Genomic DNA, 18,145 nt, shown 5'->3' on the forward strand with positions numbered 1-18,145 from the left:
ACCTTTCAGAAGGGGTAGGATAGCCGTCTGTTTTACTCAGTCTTTTTACCGGGAGTAGCCATGAGCGCCGTCAATCGCGCAGCGGTGGAAGCCGTGCTTCGCCAATATACCGACCCTTATTTGAATCAAGACCCTGTCAGCGCGGGCTGTGTGCGTGCCATCGATATTCAAGGCGATCGCGTCAGCGTTCAGCTTGAGTTGGGTTATGCCGCCGCCCTGTTCAAGAACGGCTGGGCGCAAATGCTGCAAATGGCTATAGAGGGGATGGAGGGTGTGTCCTCGGCCAAGGTCGAGGTGCGCAGTGTGATCACCGCGCACAAGGCTCAGGGGCAAATCCCGGGCTTGGCCAATGTTAAGAACATCGTCGCAGTTGCTTCCGGAAAGGGCGGCGTGGGCAAATCCACTACCGCCGCAAACCTGGCGCTGGCGTTGTCTCGCGAAGGCGCACGGGTCGGCATTCTCGATGCAGATATCTATGGTCCGAGTCAGGGTGTGATGTTCGGCATCCCCGAAGGCACGCGGCCGAAGATCAAGGATCAGAAGTGGTTCGTGCCCATCGAGTCGCACGGTATTGAAGTCATGTCCATGGCGTTCCTGACCGATGACAACACGCCGATGGTCTGGCGCGGACCGATGGTTTCCGGTGCGCTGCTGCAACTGATTACGCAAACGGCGTGGAATGACCTGGATTATCTGGTCATCGATATGCCGCCTGGTACGGGGGATATTCAGCTCACGCTGGCGCAGAAAGTCCCTGTGGCGGGCGCGGTGATTGTCACCACTCCGCAGGATCTGGCGTTGCTGGATGCCAAGAAAGGCGTCGAAATGTTCCGTAAGGTCAACATTCCGGTGTTGGGCGTTGTGGAAAACATGGCCGTGCACATCTGCTCCAATTGCGGTCACGCGGAGCATCTGTTCGGTGAGGGTGGCGGCGAGAAGCTCGCTGCGCAATACGATGTCGAGCTGCTGGCGTCATTGCCGCTGTCGATTGTGATTCGCGAGCAGGCCGATGGTGGCAAGCCGACGGTGATAGCTGATCCAGAAAGCCCGATTGCCATGGTTTATCAGGAACTGGCCCGTCACGTTGGGGCGAGAATCGTCTTGCAGGAAGCTCAGGCGCAGGCGATGCCGAACATCACCATTAGCGACGACTGATTTTGTATTGCCGTGGGCATCCGCTGGGTGCTCACGCTGTCGCAGCAACGCATTTACATTTTCTACGGGCGTAAAAAAGCCCCGCTTTTGAGGGCGGGGCTTTTTTTAAGCGATTCAGTACAAGTTAGATAACTTGAACTTCTTCAGCTTGCATACCTTTCTGGCCGCGGGTAGCGACGAAAGAAACCTGTTGGCCTTCTTTCAGGCTTTTGAAGCCGTCAGATTGGATAGCTTTGAAGTGAACGAACAAGTCGTCACCGGATTGTGGAGTGATGAAGCCGAAGCCTTTTTCATCGTTGAACCACTTAACGGTACCAGTTTGGCGATTAGACATGGTGTATCTCCTTGGACAAAGTTAACTGCGACACAGGAAGAACCCTGGCCGAGACTGAGTGCAAAGAGCAGGAAAAATTCTTGGAGATGGTTGGATCGAAATTCAACATCGTGTAGAGATTCTCAGTGACACAAGCAACACAGTGACGTCACCTTAACTGGTTTTTCGAGAAGTGCCAATGCCTTGTTCAGGATTATTTTCAATCACGCCTAAAGACGGGTCCGGATCGATGGCCGTGACCTCTAGAGTCTTTGAACCCGAAGGCCCGGCCCGGTAAGATGCCAGACATCTTTTTCCACCTCGCTATTCAGGACACCGCCATGAGCATCAAATCGGACAAGTGGATTCGCCGCATGGCGCTAGAGCACGGGATGATCGAGCCCTTTGTAGAGCGCCAGGTCCGCGGTGAAGGCGCTAACCGGCTGATCTCCTACGGTGTGTCGAGCTACGGTTACGATGTGCGGTGTGCCGCTGAGTTCAAGGTGTTTACCAACATCAATTCGGCGACGGTGGACCCGAAAAATTTCGATGAAAAGAGCTTCGTCGACGTGACAAGCGATGTCTGCATCATCCCGCCAAACTCGTTTGCCTTGGCGCGCACGGTCGAATATTTCCGCATTCCGCGTAATGTGCTGACCATCTGTCTGGGCAAAAGTACTTATGCGCGTTGCGGAATTATCGTTAACGTGACGCCGCTCGAGCCTGAGTGGGAAGGTCATGTGACGCTGGAATTCTCCAACACCACCACCTTGCCGGCGAAAATCTACGCAAATGAAGGTGTGGCCCAGATGCTGTTTCTGGAATCCGACGAAGAGTGCGAAATTTCTTATAAAGATCGTGGCGGCAAGTATCAGGGTCAGCGCGGCGTGACGTTGCCGCGTACTTGATTTGCCGTTGATCGGGCGCTCGGGGAATTAGTGGCCATTTTGGCACTCTATTGACTGGACTGTTCCCTCTCGCGCCGAGCGAGGGGAGTCGACACTCAGGAGTGCCCTATGACGTCAAGTTCGAAACGCATCGCCCCCGCCGCAGACAGCAAGCACAACCATGTGGGCCTGCTGGCGTGGTCATTGCTCGCTTTCCCCCAGATCAACATGATCGGTGGCATTCCCGGCCAACCAGACCCCGATTCACCCAACGAGCAGCCTGAAGAGCCGACCGAGCCCACGGAACCTGGTGTGCCAACCCTTCCAGATGAGGCGCCACCCAAGCCCGTCGTTTGAATGCAACGCCCGAACGTGGCGAGTGGCGTGTGTACTCGGTTCGTACTACCGCGCGAGAGGGCTTCCCCCGCTATTTCAAATTCCCGCTCAAAAACTGCCGCAGCCGATCGCTTTGCGGGTTGCCCAGTACGTCGTCAGGATGCCCTTGCTCTTCGACCAGGCCCTGGTGCAGGAACATCACCTGATTCGAGACTTTGCGGGCAAAACTCATTTCGTGGGTAACCATGATCATGGTGCGGCCTTCTTCAGCCAGGCCTTGAATCACTTTAAGTACTTCGCCGACCAGTTCAGGGTCCAGTGCCGAGGTAGGTTCGTCGAACAGCATCACTTCCGGTTCCATCGCCAGCGCACGGGCAATCGCCACTCGCTGTTGTTGGCCGCCTGAGAGGAACGCCGGGTATTGCTCGGCAACGCGTGCCGGCAGGCCGACTTTGTCCAGGTACTTGCGCGCACGGTCTTCGGCTTCGCGTTTGGAAACACCCAGCACACGGCGCGGGGCCATGCTGACGTTCTCCAGCACGGTCATGTGGCTCCATAGATTGAAATGCTGGAACACCATTGCCAGGCGAGTGCGGATGCGCTGCAGTTCGGCGGGGTCGGCGACGTGCATGCCGCGCTTGTCGCTGACCATGCGCACGGGCTGGCCGTCCAGGGTCATGGAGCCACTATTGGGTGTTTCCAGAAAGTTGATGCAGCGCAAAAAGGTACTTTTACCCGAGCCGCTGGCACCGATCAGGCTGATCACGTCGCCCGTGCTTGCTTTGAGCGATACGCCTTTGAGCACCTCGTTGTCGCCATAGCACTTGTGCAGGCCATCGATGGTCAGTTTGTACATGCCGTGCAGTCCTTAAGGAGAAAGCAGGTAACCGCTACGGTAGGCTTCGGTGCCTGCGACGTGAGCGATGACCATGCCGGCGGTCGCCATGCGCCGCAAGGAGCGGGCATACAACAAGCCGGGATTGAGAGTGTGGATCGGCGTTACCCGATCGCTGATCGGATCGATGATTTCGGCGATTTGTTGCCCGGCTTCCAGAAACTCACCGGGTTGGGCGCAGAACACCAGCAGACCGCCGACCGGCGTTGCGACCGGCTCGACACCGGCTAGCGGTGTCGCCGGGTACAACAGCTCTGGCTGGGGGGCCGGATCTCCGGCGATCACGCCGTGCTGCGTCAAATAGTTGATCAGTGCCTGACAGTCGCGGCTGGCCAAGGCGTGATTGACGTCGCCTTGGCCGCGCAATTCCAGGGTCACCGAAAAGCTGCCCATGGGGACTGCAAAGCGTGCGCCGAAGCGCTGCTGCAATTGCCACCAAAGCAGGGTGAAGCATTCATCGAACGATTGCCCGCCAGAATCGGTGGCCAACAGGCTGGCCTGAGCGCCCAGGTAGCGTGACAGCGCCTCGACTTGAGGCCAGGCCTCGGGAGTGGTGTAAAGGTGCTCCACCGCTTCGAAATCACAATGCAGGTCCAGCACTATGTCGGCATCGCACGCCAGACGTTGCAGGGTCAGCCGTTGCGATTGCAACTGCGTATCAGCGACCTGAGCTGACAGCGCCGCGCGCAGGCTGCTGCGGATCAGTTCAAGGTTGTGCTGCGGGTCATCATTGAGCCGCGCTTCGACATCGTCACCGACCTGCAGGCTCAAATCGACAAACCAGCGATTGAAGTTCTGCCCGCTCTCCAGCTCGTAGCGACCCAGCGGGATGTCCATCAGCACTTGTTCCAGTCCGATGGGGTTGGCGACCGGGACGATGACGATTTCGCCCAACAGCAGGCCGGCGCTTTCCAGCTCGGCCAGACGCTGCTTCAGGTACCAGGCCACCAGCATGCCGGGCAATTCGTCCGCATGCAGGGACGCCTGGATATAAACCTTGCAGCCAGAGTTTTCCGGGCCGTAATGAAAACTGTGGATCTGCCGCGCGGTCCCGGGCAGCGGGGCGAGCAGATCGTGCGTGTGGTGGCGCATGAAAAAAGTCCTAGTGAGCCGGGCCCAGGAACGCCAGCCAACGGCGCTCGGCCAATCGGAATAGGCCGACCAGGGCAAAGGTGATCGTCAAGTAAATCAGGGCGGCGATACCAAAGGACTGGAAGGTCATGAAGGTCGCCGAGTTGGCGTCCCTCGCCACCTTGAGAATGTCCGGCACGGTCGCGGTGAAGGCCACGGTGGTCGAGTGCAGCATCAGAATGACTTCGTTGCTGTAGAACGGCAGCGAACGCCGTAGTGCCGATGGCATGATCACGTAGGCATAGAGTTTCCAGCCGCTGAGCCCGTAGGCTTTGGCCGCTTCGACTTCACCATGGTGCATGCTGCGAATCGCTCCTGCGAAAATCTCCGTGGTGTAAGCACACGTGTTCAGGGCGAACGCCAGAATCGTGCAATTCATCGCGTCGCGGAAAAACGCATCCAGCAATGGCTGGGCACGCACGGCTGCGATGCTGTAGATACCGGTGTAGCAAATCAGCAGTTGGATATACAGCGGTGTTCCACGAAACAGGTAGGTGTAGAACTGTACCGGCAAGCGCACCCAGAACTTGCGCGACACCCGGGCGATAGACAGCGGGATCGATACCACAAAGCCGATGGCGATCGAAGCGCTGAGCAGCCACATGGTCATGGCCAGGCCGGTGATGTGGTAGCCGTCGCTATAAAGGAAGGGCCGCCAGTAATCCTGGAGAAGTTCGATCATCGTTGTGCCTCCCGGCTACCTGCGGCATAGCGTCGTTCGGCCCAGCGCAAAGCAACATTGGAAATGCTGGTGATCAGAAGGTAGATCAGTGCGGCCACGACCAGAAAGAAAAACAGTTGATACGTGCTTTTGCCTGCATCCTGAGCGGCTTTGACCAGATCGGCGAGGCCGATGATCGACACCAGCGCGGTGGCCTTGAGCATCACCATCCAGTTGTTGCCGATGCCTGGCAGGGCAAAACGCATCATTTGCGGGAACACCACGAAACGGAAGCGTTGGCTGCGTTTCAAACCATACGCGGTGGCGGCTTCGACCTGCCCGCGTGGGACGGAGAGAATCGCGCCACGGAACGTTTCTGTGAAATAGGCGCCATAGATAAACCCGAGGGTGATGACCCCGGCCGCGAACGGGTCGATTTCGATGTAGTCCCAGTCCATGGCTTCTGTGAGACCGGTCAGCCAGGTTTGCAGGCTGTAGAAAATCAGCAGCATCAACACCAGATCGGGCACGCCACGGATCAAGGTGGTGTAGAGCTGCGCCGGTATGCGCAATATGCGCAGACTCGAAAGTTTGCAGCTGGCGCCGATCAGGCCGAGCACGATGCTCACCAGTAGCGACAGTAGCGATAATTTGATGGTCATCCAGGTGCCTTGAAGCAGCAGCGGGCCGAAGCCTTTCAAGCTGAAGGCGGACAATCCAAGGGTTTGCAGCATTTCGTCAAACATGGATCAAACCTTTTGCGGTCAAAAAAACGCCCATCGAATCGGGTGACAGATTTTCACCTGAAATCGACGGGCGTTGGGATGTTATTTACCGCTGTACAGGTTCAGATCGCCAAAGTGTTTTTTCTGGATTTCTGCATATTTGCCATCGTCGTGTAACGCTTTGATACCTTTATCCAGCAGTGCCTTGAGGTCTTTGTTACCTTTCGAGATACCGATTGCCGTTTTTGCCGGCAGCAGTGGGTCGTTGATAGCCTCGCTGACTTCGAAGCCGGCACCTGCTGGCGACTTCAAAAAGCCCAGTTCAGCTTGCAGCATGTCTTGCACTGCGGCATCGAGACGGCCAGAAGTCAGGTCAGCATAAACCTGGTCCTGGTTCGCATAGGCCTGGGTTGTTACACCCGCTTTGTCCAATACGGCCTTGGCGTAGGCTTCCTGAATGGTGCCTTGCTCATAGCCAACTTTCTTGCCTTTGAGTGTTGCAGGGTCGGCGGTTACGCCAGCGCCTTTCTTGAACACCAGCGAAGTCGGGCCGGAGAACAGCTCATTGGAGAAGTCGATCACCTTCATCCGCGCATCTGTAACGGTCATCGACGAGATAACGCCGTCGAATTTGTTGGCTTTCAGGCCCGGAATCATGCCGTCGAAATCGCTCTCGACCCATTTGCATTTAACTTTCAGCTCGGCGCAAATCGCATTGCCCAGATCGATATCGAAGCCCACCAGGCTGCCATCGGCGGCTTTTGATTCGAAAGGCGCATAAGAAGGATCGACGCCGAAACGCAATTCCTTGTATTCCTTGGCCATTGCATTACCAGCGGCCAGACAAATAGCCAATGCGGAAAGGGTCAGCCATGCTTTTTTCATTGATCAGTCCTTAAAACCAAAATGAGCGTTGGGAACACGCGAGGCTTGCTACCGGCGAGCGCCAGACCCGAAGAAGATAGCAATTTTTGAACCAAAGAGACGAACGTGCGTTTTAAATGTACAGAGTTGTCGCAATGATGACTTTGATCGATGCGCGCTCATTGCGAGCTCAGAACGAGCTACAGAATAGACGAGTTTCTTCGCGGGCCAATATGCCACTAAAACGAGCACGCTGGAATCGTCCGTCGAGCACACGCGCGGACGACGCCCCATCGTGGGGCGATGCGGCGTGCCAGACACGCCGCATCCCATTATTTGCCGGGTGTCAGCGTCAGTCGTTGCTTGCCATAGACCTTGTCGAAGTTCTGCGGCTGCATCGGGATGCTCATGTATTGGCCTTTGAGCCAAGGGTCGATGCCATCGGCGTAATGTGAGCTGGCGGGGTTGGCGGATTGGCCGGTGCTCTGCCCCATCATCGGTTCCTGCTGGCCGAAGTCGACGATGATGCGCGTGGCCGGAATCAGCCGGGTATCGAAGTTCTGACCCCAGTTGTAAGCCGATTCGTTGAGCGTGCTGTGGTCGCCGCCGGCGGGCACGGGGCTGCGCTGGCTGCCTTCCGAGGTCCAGGTGTAATGGTGCAGTTTGCCCCATTGCCAAGCCTTGTGATCGCTGCCCAGCTGGCTTTCGCCTGCTGTGATGGCCGCTGCCAGGCTACGGGCGAGGATGGTCGGTTTGTCTTCTTTTTGCGGCGTTCGGGTGTCATCCCAATACGGGCTGTCCTCACGTCCCAGCAGGTGATCGGCTTGGGCTGAGTAGGAGAGGTTGGCGCTTTCGACCAGGGCTTTCCAGGCCGGACTGGTTTCAGAACCCAGCTCGTCGAGGAATATCTGCTTGGCACTTTCCTGGAGGAACAGCTCATACAGCGCCGCATCGGCCGAGTTGGCGGAGAGCTTGCCATCGAATGCCATCAGGCGCGTGAACGCTTCGTGTGCCTTGGCGCGATCAGCAGCAGGCAGAGCTTCGATTGCCTGTTTCAGCGATTGAGCCATGCCCGGCGTTTCGAACATCTTTTTCAGTTTGGCGGCGAAGGTCGTGGTCTGGTCGTACTGCATGGCGATCATGCTGCGGGTGTCCTGCTTACCGCTGCCCGCCATTTCGGCGATGCGGTCGGCGCGCTCCGGGTAGTTCCAGGAGTTCGACAGCTGCATGCCATAACCTTTAGGCACGGTGCGCTGGTTGGCGGTGCCTATCCAGCCTTGTACCGGGTCTTGATCGTAGGGGTGCAGCATCGGGTCGGCGAAACCGTCCCAATCAAAACGGCTGTCCCAGCCCGGAGACGGCAGCAAGCCAAGCCCTTCACGGCGATTCGGGAAGCGGCCGGTGACTTGCCAGCCGATGTTCTGCGCATCGGCGAACACCATGTTCAGGGCTATGGCGCGAATTTCGCGGCTGGCATCGGAGGCTTTTTCGACGCTTTGAGCGCGGGACAGGCTGAAGAACGCGTCCATGCTTTTGTCGTCTTTGAAGTCTGGTGTTTGCAGGGCCAAACCAAAACCGCTGTTCAGTTGCACCGGTTGTTGCGGGCTTGTTCGTTCGCCCAGCGCGCTGTTGAGCAGCGGCCCGTGACGCGTTTCGTAGATGGCTTCGCGAACGGGGCGTTCACCTTTGACGAAGAAGGTTTCATTGCGAACGATGGCGGGCTGCCATTTGCCATCGGCCATGTAGAACAGTGTGTTGTTTTCGCGTTTGAGCTTCTCGATGAACAGGTCCTGATTGTCGCCCATGACCCCGGTCATGCTCCACGCCAGCTTGCCGTTGAAGCCCGCCATCACTAAGGGCAGGCCTGCAATGGAGACGCCGGCAGCCTGATATTTCGGGGCGCGGATCTGCACGAAGTTCCACGCCGAAGGCAGTTTTGCGCTCTGGTGTATGTCGTTGGCCAGCAGGCTTTTGCCGCTCCTGCTGCGCTGTGGCGAGATCGCCCAGTTGTTGGAGGCCGCCACACCGAGCATGTTCAGGTCGGACAGTTGGCTGGCGACTCGATTCAGATCGCTCAGCCCGGACACCTGGCCAAGGTTCAAACCCTTGAGCTTGTCGGCTTCTGCGAACGGCAACTCTTCATCGGGGTAGGTCGGGATCAGCCAGGCGAGTTTGTCCGCGCCGACTTTTTGCGCCAACACCAGGGATGACAGTTCTTCCTGGAGGTTTTTCGACACGCCGAAGTTCAGCAGGCTGAAGATCAGCGCAGAGTCCTCCGGTTTCCAGTACTCAGGATGGTAACCAGACGCAGCCAAATCCGCCGGCAACTTGTCGCGGTAGCGGAACAGGTAGGCGTTAACGCCGCGCGCATAGACTTCAAAGAAGCGTTTCAGGCGTGGCGAAGAACCGTTGTACAGCTCGCTGGCGCTTTTCTTCAGGTTGACCGAGCGCATCAGGCGGTCGATTTCCAGCGCGCTGGGGCCGGCCATTTCGGACAGGCGACCTTGGGCCAACAAACGCATGCCGACCATCTGGCTGATACGGTCACTGGCGTGAACATAACCCAGGGTGAAGAGCGCATCGTGAAAGGTGTTGCTTTCAATCAGCGGCATGCCGAGGTTGTTGCGGCGTACCGAAACGTTTTGCGCCAACCCTTTGAGCGGGTACACGCCAGAGGTCGGTGGCAGCGTGTCGCTACCGCCGCCGTTGAGCTGACAACCGGCCAGGCTCAGGGCTCCAGCGACTGCTGCGGCAACGCCGAACCGGGGTAGAAAATGTGAGAGGGCTGGCGAGGCCATGGCAAAGCTCCTGCGGGGGTTGGCGTGGAAAGGCGCTACGTTAGTGAGCAGGCACGCGCCACGCAAGCAGCCATCGCGGCTAATGTGCGGATTTATCCAGGGATGTGGACTACGTTGCCTGCGAAGGCGCCCTTTCAGGCGCCGGGCATTCAAGGCTTCAGCGGATTGACCTTTTAGACCAACGCATACACACGTTGGCTCGCAGCGCGGTTGGCGATGCGCTGGTTACATTAAGCGCCGTGGCATTTCTTGAATTTTTTCTCGCTGCCGCAAGGGCATGGGTCGTTGCGGCCAACATCCTTCAAGGTGTTGCGCACTGGCTCCTGGGGCGCGTGGCCGCAGTCCGGACCATGGACGTGTGCGTGCTGGTGGTCGTGGTGGTGATCATGGTCGTGGTTGCAGTCAGGGCCATGAACGTGGGTTTCTTGGTTCATCGAGGTCGCTCCAGAATAAAATCGGCAGGAATTATCGCCCAATTCCTGCGTAGCGTCATATTTTCCCGGAGGGCGGTCATCCTTGTGGCGTCAGGCGGGCGTCAAAGAGGCCCGGACGCTGAAGTAAAAAGAGCCGCCTGGCGGGACGGCAACTTGATAAACAACACCTGTTATTACAGCCCCCTCTTATGAATGTAAAATTAACGTGTGTTCAGGAAACCTTAAGCTTTGTATGAAGTAATGCGCTTGTCTCAACAGAAACGGGTCATCTAAAATAGCACCCTGCTAAATAAGAATGTTTGCATACTTTGAATCGTTCGCATGTACACCCTGTTAAATGCCTATTTAATGGTCTGCCCTGAGTATTGAATGCGTTGTTCATTCACGCTGTTCGTTCAACGCGTGTTATATCCGCTTTGGAGACTCCTGAATTCACAGTGAACTCAACGTGGGCAGCACGCCGTCCTCTACCGATACAGGAGAAGCTACACATGAGTCATCCAGAGTTCGCTGACGATCCAGAGGACGAGCTCCATAGCCCTGCTGAACGGGCAGCGGCTGCCTCTCGCTGCACATGGGTAAGTGTTGGGGTAAACGTTGTTCTGTCCTTCACTCAGATTGCGGTGGGGATACTGTCAAAGTCTCAAGGCCTGGTCGCCGATGGTATTCACTCGCTGTCGGATCTGGTGGCAGACTTTGTTGTGCTGTTCGCCAGCCACAACAGTAAGAAGGACGCGGATGAAGACCATCCTTATGGGCATTTGCGTTTTGAAACCGCCGCATCAATGGTGCTGGGTTTACTGTTGCTGGCCGTTGGTGTCGGCATGATTTGGTCGGCCGTCGGTAAGCTCGAAGCACCCGAGACCGTGCAAACCGTGCATGTCATTGCTTTATGGGTCGCTGCCGGAGCACTTGTCGCTAAAGAGTTGCTGTTTCGTTTCATGCTGGCTGTTGCCAAGAAGGTCAAGTCAAGCATGTTGGTTGCGAATGCCTGGCACGCCCGGTCAGACGCCGCCTCATCGCTGGTAGTGGGGATTGGCATTGTCGGTAACCTTGCGGGTTATCCGATCCTTGATCCAATCGCGGCACTGATTGTCGGGTGCATGGTTTCCAAGATGGGCTGGTCGTTTAGCTGGGATGCGTTGCATGACCTGATGGACCGCGCTGCGGACGAGAAAGAAGTCGCCATGATTCGCAATACGCTCATTGAAACGCCTGGTATCAAGGGTGTTCACGATATACGCACGCGTAAAATGGGCGACATGATCATTGTTGACGCCCATATAGAGGTGGACGCTTCGATTACCGTTGAAGAGGGGCATGAGATTGCAGTTGAGGCGCGTCAGAATGTGATGCAACGTCATCGAGTATTGAACCTGATGACGCATGTCGACCCTTGGAGCAAGCCAGACCTCGATCACGTCGATCTCCCCAAGCCAGCAGGGCTCTGAGCACTTCCTCTTGACCTGTGAGCGTGGGCTTGCGCCATACTCGGGGCATGTGCAGTAGGAGTATGGCCAATGAACCTTTACGAAATTGTCTTTACGGGCCAATTGGTCCCCGGCGCCCAGCGCGAGCGGGTCGAGGCGAACCTGGCGAAGTTGTTTCAAGCGGATGCCCAGCGCATCGAGCTGCTGTTTTCCGGACGTCGTCTGGTGCTCAAGAACAATCTCGATGAGGCTGCGGCAGAGAAATATCGCTCGACGCTTGAGCGCGCCGGGGCCCTGGTCGAAAAGGTCGACATGCAGGTTGATATGGAGGAAGTGGAACTGGCGCCGCCGCCCGATGCGCCTGGCTTTAACCGCCCGGTTCAACCTGGTCACCGATCACAAGTGGTCCCAAGAGACGCCTACATGGCGGCTTTTTCGGCGGTAGATGCCCCTGATTTCTCGATCGCAGAGGTGGGTAGCGATATGCAGGACCCAAAAGCCGAGACGCCAGCGCCGCGTCTGGATTTGTCACAAATCAGCCTGGCGCCAGTGGGCAGTGACATGGGCCAGCTAGAGAGGCCCAAGCCAGGGCCTGCGCCAGACACGTCGTACCTATCGTTGAGTTGAACCCGATTCAGCCCAGATAACCGGCGCAACATTTCTTGAATTTTTGCCCGCTGCCACAGGGGCACGCGTCGTTGCGTCCGGCCTTGAGCTGCACGGTGGGATCGATGAAATACCAACGACCCTCATTCTGCACGAACGCCGAGCGCTCACGATGGCTGTGTTCGCCACTGCCGTCATGCCAGCGAGCAACAAAGGTTACAAACGCATGCTCGGGTTTACCGCCGAACACTTCCACGTTTTCGACGGTCAGGCCCAGCCAGGTGCTGTGTGCGCTCCAGTCACTGATCGATTGGCGATCCAGACCTTCCTTCTGCGCGGGCAGCGTGGTGTCCAGCAGGTAGTCGATCAAGCCCAGTACATAGGCGCTGTAGCGCGAGCGCATCAAGGCTTCCGCGCTCGGGGCGGGGAGGCCCGCGTGATAATGCCCGCAGCAGGCGTCCAGTAAATTGCCGCTGCCACACGGGCAGATCGAACTACTCATGATCTACCACCAGTACTTGCCGAAATTCTCTGGATTGGCCCAGAACTTGGCGTTCAGCCAGTCGGGGACTTGTTTGTATTCACGCAGGTCGTAAGTGAACAAGGTCAGAATCTGCTCGTCACGAGCAAAGCGTTCACTGGCTTGCAGTGCCAGTGAATAAAAGTCGGTGTCCTGCCAGCCGCACGCGTGCAGATCTGCCAGCACGGCAATGCGGCTGGCGTTCAGGTTGCGGATCCCGCCCAGCAGTTCCAGGCCGATGCGTTTGGGCAAATGCTCCAGGCAATCGACCACCAGTGCCAGATCGAAACGTTGCGCCGCCAGCTCGGCCGGCAAGGCGCCGGGTGCGGCATGGGCCAGTTCGGTTTCCGGGTGAGCAGCCTGAAACGCCTCAAGTGCAGGAAAACTTCCGGCACCGATCAACAACAAACGCTTGGGTGCGTAACGATCAAGTAATGCGGCCAGCGCCTGTTGGGGCGTGCGCACAGAAAAGCCTTCGGTCATCGAAAATCCTCAATTGAGTTGCAAGACTAGCCTGCTGTAGCGAGATGGCCTAGTCCTATGCGTATCACGTTTGCGGGACGCTTTTATTGCAGTGGGTTGGCGCACTCTGAAAGTGGGGTCTTTACTCCAAATGCATCGGTTCTGGACCGATCCCATAGGAGATGAACTCAATGAGCATGTTTCGGGTAGCGTTACCTCTTATTCTGCTGACCAGTGTATTAACGGGTTGTGCAGGTTTGCAAAAAACCGACTGGCCTATGTGTGCCGCCGTCGGTGGCGTAACCGGTGCGGGATTAGGGGCGATTCAAAACGCCACTTTCGCGGGCTATGGTGTGTTGATCGGCGGCGGCGTGGCAGCCGCTTATTGCTGGGTGCACGGCGATGGCGACGAAGATGGTGATGGTGTCCCGGACAGCCGCGACAAGTGCCCAGGTACGCCTAAAGGCGTGCAGGTCGATGCCAATGGCTGCCCACCTGTTGTGGCCCCGGCGCCTGAGCCGGTCGTCGTAGAAGCGGTTGTGCCTAAAGAAGAAACGATTGTTATCAACGACGTGTACTTCAAGTTCGACTCGGCGAAACTGACCCCCGCTGATAAATCGAAACTCGACCTCATCAGTACGCGACTGAAAAGAGAAGCGCCGAGCGCTCAACTGCATGTCAGCGGGCACACCGACAGTGTCGGCAGTGACGCTTACAACAATAAGCTCTCGAAAAAACGGGCGATGTCAGTCACTGACTATCTGGTCAGTACGGGCATTGCACGCAGCAGCTTCGTCTCCGTAGTGGGTGAAGGCGAAAGTCGTCCGGTTGCCGATAACAAAACGGCTGAAGGGCGCGCCTTGAACCGTCGTGTGGAAATTAAAATCAACCGTTGATGCGCTTACACATGTCGGGTCGATGCGTGTGTGTCGCCTCGACATTTTTAACGGTGCAGACAGCACCTCTAATCGGGGCGCTCGAACATTTTTAAATGGCCGCTGGCAAATCTCGCGCAGAAGCCGTTACTGTGCGCGAAAGAATAATTGCCAGGGGCATGTATGAAGCTGTTTTGGGGGGTGGGGAAGGTGATGACGCTGGGATTCTGGCTGATGGTGCTGGTCAATAGGGTCACTGTGCTGCCAAGTCCTTTCGATGTGTTGCTCAGTCTGGCCGGCAGCCTGGCATTGCTGACCCACCTGCTTGAACTGATGCTATTCAATAGCAACCTGCGCGGGCGTGTTCATCCATGGCGCGACCGCCTGCAAATTCTTGTGTTCGGTATTTTTCACATCCAGTCCATTTCCCGCCCATCGGCGGAGGTTGCTCATGCGTAAGCTTTGCCTGTTGGCCTTATTGTGCAGCCCGATGGCCATCGCCCAAGTGGTCACGGTCGAGTCGCATTCGCTGATGCGTCTGCCCGGTAAAACCAGCGTCTTGCAACTGGAACGTCTGGAAGTCGCCGATTACGGCACCTTGCTGATTCCCTCCAGCCTGGTCGAAGTAAAGGTCGGTGAATTGATACTGGGCCACGAAGCGCGGATTGCGATTGTGCCCAGCGAACAGGGCTTCAATCTCGTGGTAGGCCGTGGTCAGTTGGCGTCAGGTAGCCAGATCACTGCCCGTGGCGCTCCCGGCACATTCCTCAAACCCGCATTGCCCGGCCGTAACCTGACCTTGCGCCTGGAAAACCTGACGGCAGAAGCGTTGTCGGTCGATGCCCGTGGTGGTTCGGGCGCGCCCGGTTTTGTCGGCCTGGACGGCGCGAATGGTCAGGCTCCGGGTTGCACCTGGGGTCAGGCGGGTCGCGGGCATGATGGCGACAATGGGGGCAACGGTCACGACGGTGCAGCGGGTGCGCAGGTGCGTATCGAACTGCCACAAAGCTTTCCGGCAGAGCGTGTGAACGTGCAGGTCAACGGCGGCGCGGGTGGTCTGGCAGGAGAGGGCGGCCGTCCCGGCAAGGGTGGCGCTTCAAAGGGCTGCGTGGTCTATCGTGCTGACGGCGGAAAAGCCGGTAAGCCAGGTCAACCGGGCCAGCCCGGCGCGGCAGGTCCCAATGGTGCGTTGACCTTGCAGCGTTTGTAAGCCGGTATTCGGGCGGTGTATCCGATACACCGCCCGAGGCTGAGCCTCTGATCAGGCGCGCTTCACCGATTGCTGGTCAAAACCCGAACCGAGCCGCAGCCACGGCCACCAGCACCAGCCCCACGATCAGATTAATCCCCACCAGGCGGCGAATACGGCCCAATACAGCAGCGCCCTCTGGCCATTGTTCGGCTGCCACCGCACGGCGCAGTTCAGGCAATTGCAGTGCCTGGATGCGGATAAACAGCGCCACCATCACCACGTACAAGCCCATCATTACCTGCACATAACGCGGCGCCAGTTCAAAACCGGCGAACTGCAGATGGATCATGCCTACGCCGGTGACGGGCAATACCACCACCGCCACCCAGACCCAGAGAAAGAAGCGCGGAAACACCTGGACCCACAATTTCAGGCGCGCAGGACCTTCCAGAGCGACACCGGCTGCCGGGCGCAAGACCATCCAGGCGAAGAACATACCGCCGACCCAGATCAGGGCGGCCAGCACGTGCAACGTGTAGACAAGGGCGAAAGCGGTCATTCGGGTACTCCATTCTGCGCGAGAGGAATTAGCACGGTATGATAGCGGCCTCTCAGAAACACTGAAAATTTATCCAGCACCCTCATCCAGCACTCGTAGCGCCCTAAGCCAATGATCAGTAACGAACTCAAATCCCAGATCCAGGGCGCCTATTCGCGTTTCCTCGAAGCCAAGAGCCTCAAACCGCGCTATGGCCAGCGTTTGATGATCGCCGAGATCGCCAAAGTGCTGGGCGACATCGACACTGACGAGGAAGGCCGGCGTTCGGGCGACCCGGCAGTGGTCGCCGTCGAGGCGGGCACCGGCACCGGCAAGACCGTGGCGTATGCCATTGCAGCGATTCCGACTGCCAAGGCGGCGGGTAAACGCCTGGTAATCGCCACGGCCACCGTCGCTCTGCAGGAGCAGATCGTCTACAAAGACTTGCCGGACCTGATGCGCAATAGTGGATTGAACTTCAGCTTCGCCCTGGCCAAGGGGCGCGGCCGCTATATGTGCCTGTCCAAGCTCGACATGCTGCTGCAGGAAGGTGATGCAACCAACGCCACTGCCCAGCTTTTCGAAGAAGAAGGCTTCAAAATCGAAGTCGATGAGGCCAGTCAGAAGCTGTTTACCAGCATGATCGAAAAGCTCGCCGGCAATAAATGGGACGGCGACCGTGACAGCTGGCCGCAAGCGCTGGAAGACCAGGATTGGGCACGCCTGACCACTGACCACAGCCAGTGCACCAATCGCCATTGCCCGAACTTCGGCCAATGCGCTTTTTATAAGGCCCGTGAGGGCATGAGTAAAGTCGATGTCATTGTCACCAACCACGACATGGTGCTGGCCGACCTGGCGTTGGGCGGCGGCGCGGTGTTGCCCGACCCGCGCGAGACCCTGTACGTATTCGACGAAGGCCATCACCTGCCGGATAAAGCCATCGGCCACTTTGCCCATTACACGCGCCTGCGCTCGACGTCGGACTGGCTGGAGCAGACCGCCAAGAACCTCGCCAAACTGCTGGCCCAGCACCCTTTGCCGGGCGACTTGGGCAAGTTGATCGAGCAGGTGCCGGAGCTGGCCCGTGAGATCAAGACCCAGCAACAGTTCATGTTCGCCGCCTGCGAGCAATTGGCCGATTTCAAGGCCGGTGAAGACATGGAAGGCCGCGAGCGCCCACGTCACCGCTTCATCGGTGGCGTGGTGCCCGAGCACATGCGCGACATGGGCATCGAGTTGAAGAAGGGCTTTTCCCGCCTGGATGACCTGTTCACGCGCCTGACGGAGCTGCTCAAGGAAGGGATGGATGGCGAGGTCAACATTGGTATTGCCAGCCATCAGGCCGAAGAGTGGTACCCGCTGTTCGGCAGCTTGCTGGCCCGCGCACATGGCAACTGGGAGTTGTGGACGGCCTTTACCGCTGAAGACCCGGAAGACAGCCCGCCCATGGCGCGCTGGTTGACCCTGGCCGACAGCGGTTCGTTGTTCGATATCGAAGTCAACGCCAGCCCTATTCTCGCGGCGGAAATGCTCCGGCGTAACCTGTGGAACGTTGCCTATGGCGCTCTGGTGACCTCGGCGACCTTGACCGCACTGGGTAAATTCGATCGTTTTCGCATGCGTGCAGGCCTGCCCAAAGGCGCAGTCACTGCTGTGGTGCCAAGCCCGTTCCATCACGCCGATGCGGGTGTGTTGCGCGTGCCGGACCTCAAGGCAGACCCCCGCGATGCCGTGGCGCACACCGCTGCCATCATTCGCGAACTGCCGAAACTGGTAGAGGGCTCGCGCGGCACCCTGGTGCTGTTCTCCTCGCGTAAACAGATGCAGGAAGTCTTCGACGGCCTTGAGCGCGACTGGCGTAAGCAGGTTTTCATTCAAGGCAACCTGTCCAAGCAGGAAACCCTGAACAAGCACAAGGCGCGGGTCGACAGTGGTGAGTCCAGCGTACTGTTTGGCCTGGCCAGTTTTGCCGAAGGGGTGGATTTGCCCGGCGCGTACTGCGAACACGTGGTCATCGCCAAAATCCCGTTCGCGGTCCCCGATGATCCGGTGGAAGCGGCGCTGGCGGAATGGATCGAAGCCCGTGGCGGCAATCCGTTCATGGAAATCGCCGTGCCTGACGCGTCGTTGCGTCTGGTGCAGGCCTGTGGACGTTTGCTGCGGACTGAAGAAGACCGAGGCACCATCACGCTGCTCGACCGACGAGTCGTCACCCAGCGTTACGGCAAAGCGATCCTCAACGCGCTGCCGCCGTTCCGCCGCGAAATTTCCTGACAGCTGTTGGGCATCATTTGCACCGGATCGGGTCTTATCCCGGTCC

The 18,145-nt window shown here is 57.9% G+C and carries 20 protein-coding genes; 9 read left to right on the forward strand and 11 right to left on the reverse strand.

The window, feature by feature from the left end; genetic code table 11:
- Positions 1 to 60: 60 nt before the first annotated feature.
- On the forward strand, positions 61 to 1,155 hold the full coding sequence (gene apbC / locus AC1MEA_RS12875; protein ID WP_219064164.1) for an iron-sulfur cluster carrier protein ApbC: 1,095 nt from the start codon (positions 61 to 63) through the stop codon (positions 1,153 to 1,155).
- Positions 1,156 to 1,279: 124 nt separating this feature from the next.
- On the opposite strand, the gene AC1MEA_RS12880 is transcribed toward apbC, so the two are convergent.
- The gene (locus AC1MEA_RS12880) at positions 1,280 to 1,489 is read right to left on the reverse strand and encodes a cold-shock protein (protein ID WP_014336857.1); all 210 of its coding nucleotides are present in this window, start codon (positions 1,487 to 1,489) and stop codon (positions 1,280 to 1,282) included.
- 320 nt (positions 1,490 to 1,809) lie between these two features.
- Here AC1MEA_RS12880 and dcd point away from each other — a divergent pair, with 320 nt between their 5' ends.
- Both dcd and AC1MEA_RS12890 read left to right on the forward strand, forming a co-directional pair.
- Positions 1,810 to 2,376, forward strand: coding sequence for a dCTP deaminase (gene dcd, locus AC1MEA_RS12885; RefSeq protein WP_219064163.1), 567 nt, complete (start codon positions 1,810 to 1,812; stop codon positions 2,374 to 2,376).
- Between the two features lie 108 nt (positions 2,377 to 2,484).
- The gene (locus AC1MEA_RS12890) at positions 2,485 to 2,712 is read left to right on the forward strand and encodes a hypothetical protein (protein WP_219064162.1); all 228 of its coding nucleotides are present in this window, start codon (positions 2,485 to 2,487) and stop codon (positions 2,710 to 2,712) included.
- A 70-nt stretch (positions 2,713 to 2,782) separates the two neighbouring features.
- Here AC1MEA_RS12890 and AC1MEA_RS12895 read toward each other — a convergent pair whose 3' ends face one another.
- The 7 genes from AC1MEA_RS12895 to AC1MEA_RS12925 form a co-directional block, all read right to left on the reverse strand.
- Complete coding sequence (locus tag AC1MEA_RS12895; RefSeq protein WP_449634677.1) at positions 2,783 to 3,547, reverse strand: ABC transporter ATP-binding protein; 765 nt, start codon at positions 3,545 to 3,547, stop codon at positions 2,783 to 2,785.
- Positions 3,548 to 3,559: 12 nt separating this feature from the next.
- The gene (locus tag AC1MEA_RS12900; RefSeq protein ID WP_480918075.1) at positions 3,560 to 4,678 is read right to left on the reverse strand and encodes a succinylglutamate desuccinylase/aspartoacylase family protein; all 1,119 of its coding nucleotides are present in this window, start codon (positions 4,676 to 4,678) and stop codon (positions 3,560 to 3,562) included.
- Positions 4,679 to 4,688: 10 nt separating this feature from the next.
- Positions 4,689 to 5,399, reverse strand: a complete 711-nt coding sequence (locus AC1MEA_RS12905; RefSeq protein WP_219064159.1) for an ABC transporter permease — start codon at positions 5,397 to 5,399, stop codon at positions 4,689 to 4,691.
- Complete coding sequence (locus AC1MEA_RS12910; protein ID WP_322181388.1) at positions 5,396 to 6,124, reverse strand: ABC transporter permease; 729 nt, start codon at positions 6,122 to 6,124, stop codon at positions 5,396 to 5,398. Before AC1MEA_RS12910 ends, AC1MEA_RS12905 begins: the two co-directional genes overlap by 4 nt.
- 81 nt (positions 6,125 to 6,205) lie before the next feature.
- The gene (locus AC1MEA_RS12915) at positions 6,206 to 6,988 is read right to left on the reverse strand and encodes a transporter substrate-binding domain-containing protein (RefSeq protein ID WP_219064157.1); all 783 of its coding nucleotides are present in this window, start codon (positions 6,986 to 6,988) and stop codon (positions 6,206 to 6,208) included.
- A 311-nt stretch (positions 6,989 to 7,299) separates the two neighbouring features.
- Positions 7,300 to 9,765 carry a penicillin acylase family protein gene (locus AC1MEA_RS12920; protein WP_480918076.1) on the reverse strand — a complete coding sequence of 822 codons (2,466 nt, stop codon included), beginning with the start codon at positions 9,763 to 9,765 and terminating at the stop codon, positions 7,300 to 7,302.
- A 230-nt stretch (positions 9,766 to 9,995) separates the two neighbouring features.
- On the reverse strand, positions 9,996 to 10,199 hold the full coding sequence (locus tag AC1MEA_RS12925; protein ID WP_330200383.1) for an SEC-C metal-binding domain-containing protein: 204 nt from the start codon (positions 10,197 to 10,199) through the stop codon (positions 9,996 to 9,998).
- Between the two features lie 491 nt (positions 10,200 to 10,690).
- Here AC1MEA_RS12925 and AC1MEA_RS12930 point away from each other — a divergent pair, with 491 nt between their 5' ends.
- A complete protein-coding gene (locus tag AC1MEA_RS12930; RefSeq protein WP_480918077.1) occupies positions 10,691 to 11,650 on the forward strand; it encodes a cation diffusion facilitator family transporter in 960 nt (319 codons plus the stop codon).
- 69 nt (positions 11,651 to 11,719) lie between these two features.
- Positions 11,720 to 12,256, forward strand: a complete 537-nt coding sequence (locus AC1MEA_RS12935) for a hypothetical protein (protein WP_480918078.1) — start codon at positions 11,720 to 11,722, stop codon at positions 12,254 to 12,256.
- A gap of 7 nt (positions 12,257 to 12,263) precedes the next feature.
- On the opposite strand, the gene AC1MEA_RS12940 is transcribed toward AC1MEA_RS12935, so the two are convergent.
- Positions 12,264 to 12,737, reverse strand: coding sequence for a YchJ family protein (locus tag AC1MEA_RS12940; RefSeq protein ID WP_219064152.1), 474 nt, complete (start codon positions 12,735 to 12,737; stop codon positions 12,264 to 12,266).
- 3 nt (positions 12,738 to 12,740) lie between these two features.
- Positions 12,741 to 13,238 (reverse strand): DUF6231 family protein, encoded by a 498-nt coding sequence (locus tag AC1MEA_RS12945; RefSeq protein WP_449634682.1) that lies wholly within the window; start codon positions 13,236 to 13,238, stop codon positions 12,741 to 12,743.
- Positions 13,239 to 13,408: 170 nt separating this feature from the next.
- On the opposite strand from AC1MEA_RS12945, the gene AC1MEA_RS12950 reads away from it, so the two are divergent.
- From AC1MEA_RS12950 to AC1MEA_RS12960, 3 genes are all read left to right on the forward strand, one after another.
- The gene (locus tag AC1MEA_RS12950) at positions 13,409 to 14,113 is read left to right on the forward strand and encodes a PA1041 family peptidoglycan-binding anchor lipoprotein (RefSeq protein ID WP_449634683.1); all 705 of its coding nucleotides are present in this window, start codon (positions 13,409 to 13,411) and stop codon (positions 14,111 to 14,113) included.
- 162 nt (positions 14,114 to 14,275) lie between these two features.
- The gene (locus tag AC1MEA_RS12955) at positions 14,276 to 14,551 is read left to right on the forward strand and encodes a DUF1145 domain-containing protein (RefSeq protein WP_480416405.1); all 276 of its coding nucleotides are present in this window, start codon (positions 14,276 to 14,278) and stop codon (positions 14,549 to 14,551) included.
- On the forward strand, positions 14,544 to 15,302 hold the full coding sequence (locus AC1MEA_RS12960; protein ID WP_480416406.1) for a collagen-like protein: 759 nt from the start codon (positions 14,544 to 14,546) through the stop codon (positions 15,300 to 15,302). Before AC1MEA_RS12955 ends, AC1MEA_RS12960 begins: the two co-directional genes overlap by 8 nt.
- Positions 15,303 to 15,378: 76 nt before the next feature.
- Here the strand turns inward: AC1MEA_RS12960 and AC1MEA_RS12965 are convergent, their stop codons facing one another.
- On the reverse strand, positions 15,379 to 15,843 hold the full coding sequence (locus AC1MEA_RS12965; protein WP_449634684.1) for a DUF2269 family protein: 465 nt from the start codon (positions 15,841 to 15,843) through the stop codon (positions 15,379 to 15,381).
- 111 nt (positions 15,844 to 15,954) lie between these two features.
- On the opposite strand from AC1MEA_RS12965, the gene dinG reads away from it, so the two are divergent.
- Positions 15,955 to 18,099: an ATP-dependent DNA helicase DinG gene (dinG, locus tag AC1MEA_RS12970; RefSeq protein ID WP_219064146.1), complete on the forward strand. Its 2,145-nt coding sequence runs from the start codon at positions 15,955 to 15,957 to the stop codon at positions 18,097 to 18,099.
- The last annotated feature ends 46 nt before the right edge of the window (positions 18,100 to 18,145 follow it).

Source organism: Pseudomonas sp. ASL8 (assembly GCF_056680355.1).

Excerpts from the sequence above, each read along its gene's own strand:
- AC1MEA_RS12930 (WP_480918077.1), top strand. The coding sequence starts at position 10,691 with ATGAGTCATCCAGAGTTCGCTGACGATCCAGAGGACGAGCTCCATAGC.
- AC1MEA_RS12945 (WP_449634682.1), bottom strand. The coding sequence starts at position 13,238 with ATGACCGAAGGCTTTTCTGTGCGCACGCCCCAACAGGCGCTGGCCGCA.
- AC1MEA_RS12900 (WP_480918075.1), bottom strand. The coding sequence starts at position 4,678 with ATGCGCCACCACACGCACGATCTGCTCGCCCCGCTGCCCGGGACCGCG.
- AC1MEA_RS12905 (WP_219064159.1), bottom strand. The coding sequence starts at position 5,399 with ATGATCGAACTTCTCCAGGATTACTGGCGGCCCTTCCTTTATAGCGAC.
- AC1MEA_RS12895 (WP_449634677.1), bottom strand. The coding sequence starts at position 3,547 with ATGTACAAACTGACCATCGATGGCCTGCACAAGTGCTATGGCGACAAC.
- AC1MEA_RS12955 (WP_480416405.1), top strand. The coding sequence starts at position 14,276 with ATGAAGCTGTTTTGGGGGGTGGGGAAGGTGATGACGCTGGGATTCTGG.
- AC1MEA_RS12965 (WP_449634684.1), bottom strand. The coding sequence starts at position 15,843 with ATGACCGCTTTCGCCCTTGTCTACACGTTGCACGTGCTGGCCGCCCTG.
- AC1MEA_RS12935 (WP_480918078.1), top strand. The coding sequence starts at position 11,720 with ATGAACCTTTACGAAATTGTCTTTACGGGCCAATTGGTCCCCGGCGCC.
- AC1MEA_RS12950 (WP_449634683.1), top strand. The coding sequence starts at position 13,409 with ATGAGCATGTTTCGGGTAGCGTTACCTCTTATTCTGCTGACCAGTGTA.
- AC1MEA_RS12925 (WP_330200383.1), bottom strand. The coding sequence starts at position 10,199 with ATGAACCAAGAAACCCACGTTCATGGCCCTGACTGCAACCACGACCAT.
- AC1MEA_RS12940 (WP_219064152.1), bottom strand. The coding sequence starts at position 12,737 with ATGAGTAGTTCGATCTGCCCGTGTGGCAGCGGCAATTTACTGGACGCC.
- dinG (WP_219064146.1), top strand. The coding sequence starts at position 15,955 with ATGATCAGTAACGAACTCAAATCCCAGATCCAGGGCGCCTATTCGCGT.
- AC1MEA_RS12890 (WP_219064162.1), top strand. The coding sequence starts at position 2,485 with ATGACGTCAAGTTCGAAACGCATCGCCCCCGCCGCAGACAGCAAGCAC.
- dcd (WP_219064163.1), top strand. The coding sequence starts at position 1,810 with ATGAGCATCAAATCGGACAAGTGGATTCGCCGCATGGCGCTAGAGCAC.
- AC1MEA_RS12915 (WP_219064157.1), bottom strand. The coding sequence starts at position 6,988 with ATGAAAAAAGCATGGCTGACCCTTTCCGCATTGGCTATTTGTCTGGCC.
- AC1MEA_RS12880 (WP_014336857.1), bottom strand. The coding sequence starts at position 1,489 with ATGTCTAATCGCCAAACTGGTACCGTTAAGTGGTTCAACGATGAAAAA.
- AC1MEA_RS12920 (WP_480918076.1), bottom strand. The coding sequence starts at position 9,765 with ATGGCCTCGCCAGCCCTCTCACATTTTCTACCCCGGTTCGGCGTTGCC.
- AC1MEA_RS12910 (WP_322181388.1), bottom strand. The coding sequence starts at position 6,124 with ATGTTTGACGAAATGCTGCAAACCCTTGGATTGTCCGCCTTCAGCTTG.
- apbC (WP_219064164.1), top strand. The coding sequence starts at position 61 with ATGAGCGCCGTCAATCGCGCAGCGGTGGAAGCCGTGCTTCGCCAATAT.
- AC1MEA_RS12960 (WP_480416406.1), top strand. The coding sequence starts at position 14,544 with ATGCGTAAGCTTTGCCTGTTGGCCTTATTGTGCAGCCCGATGGCCATC.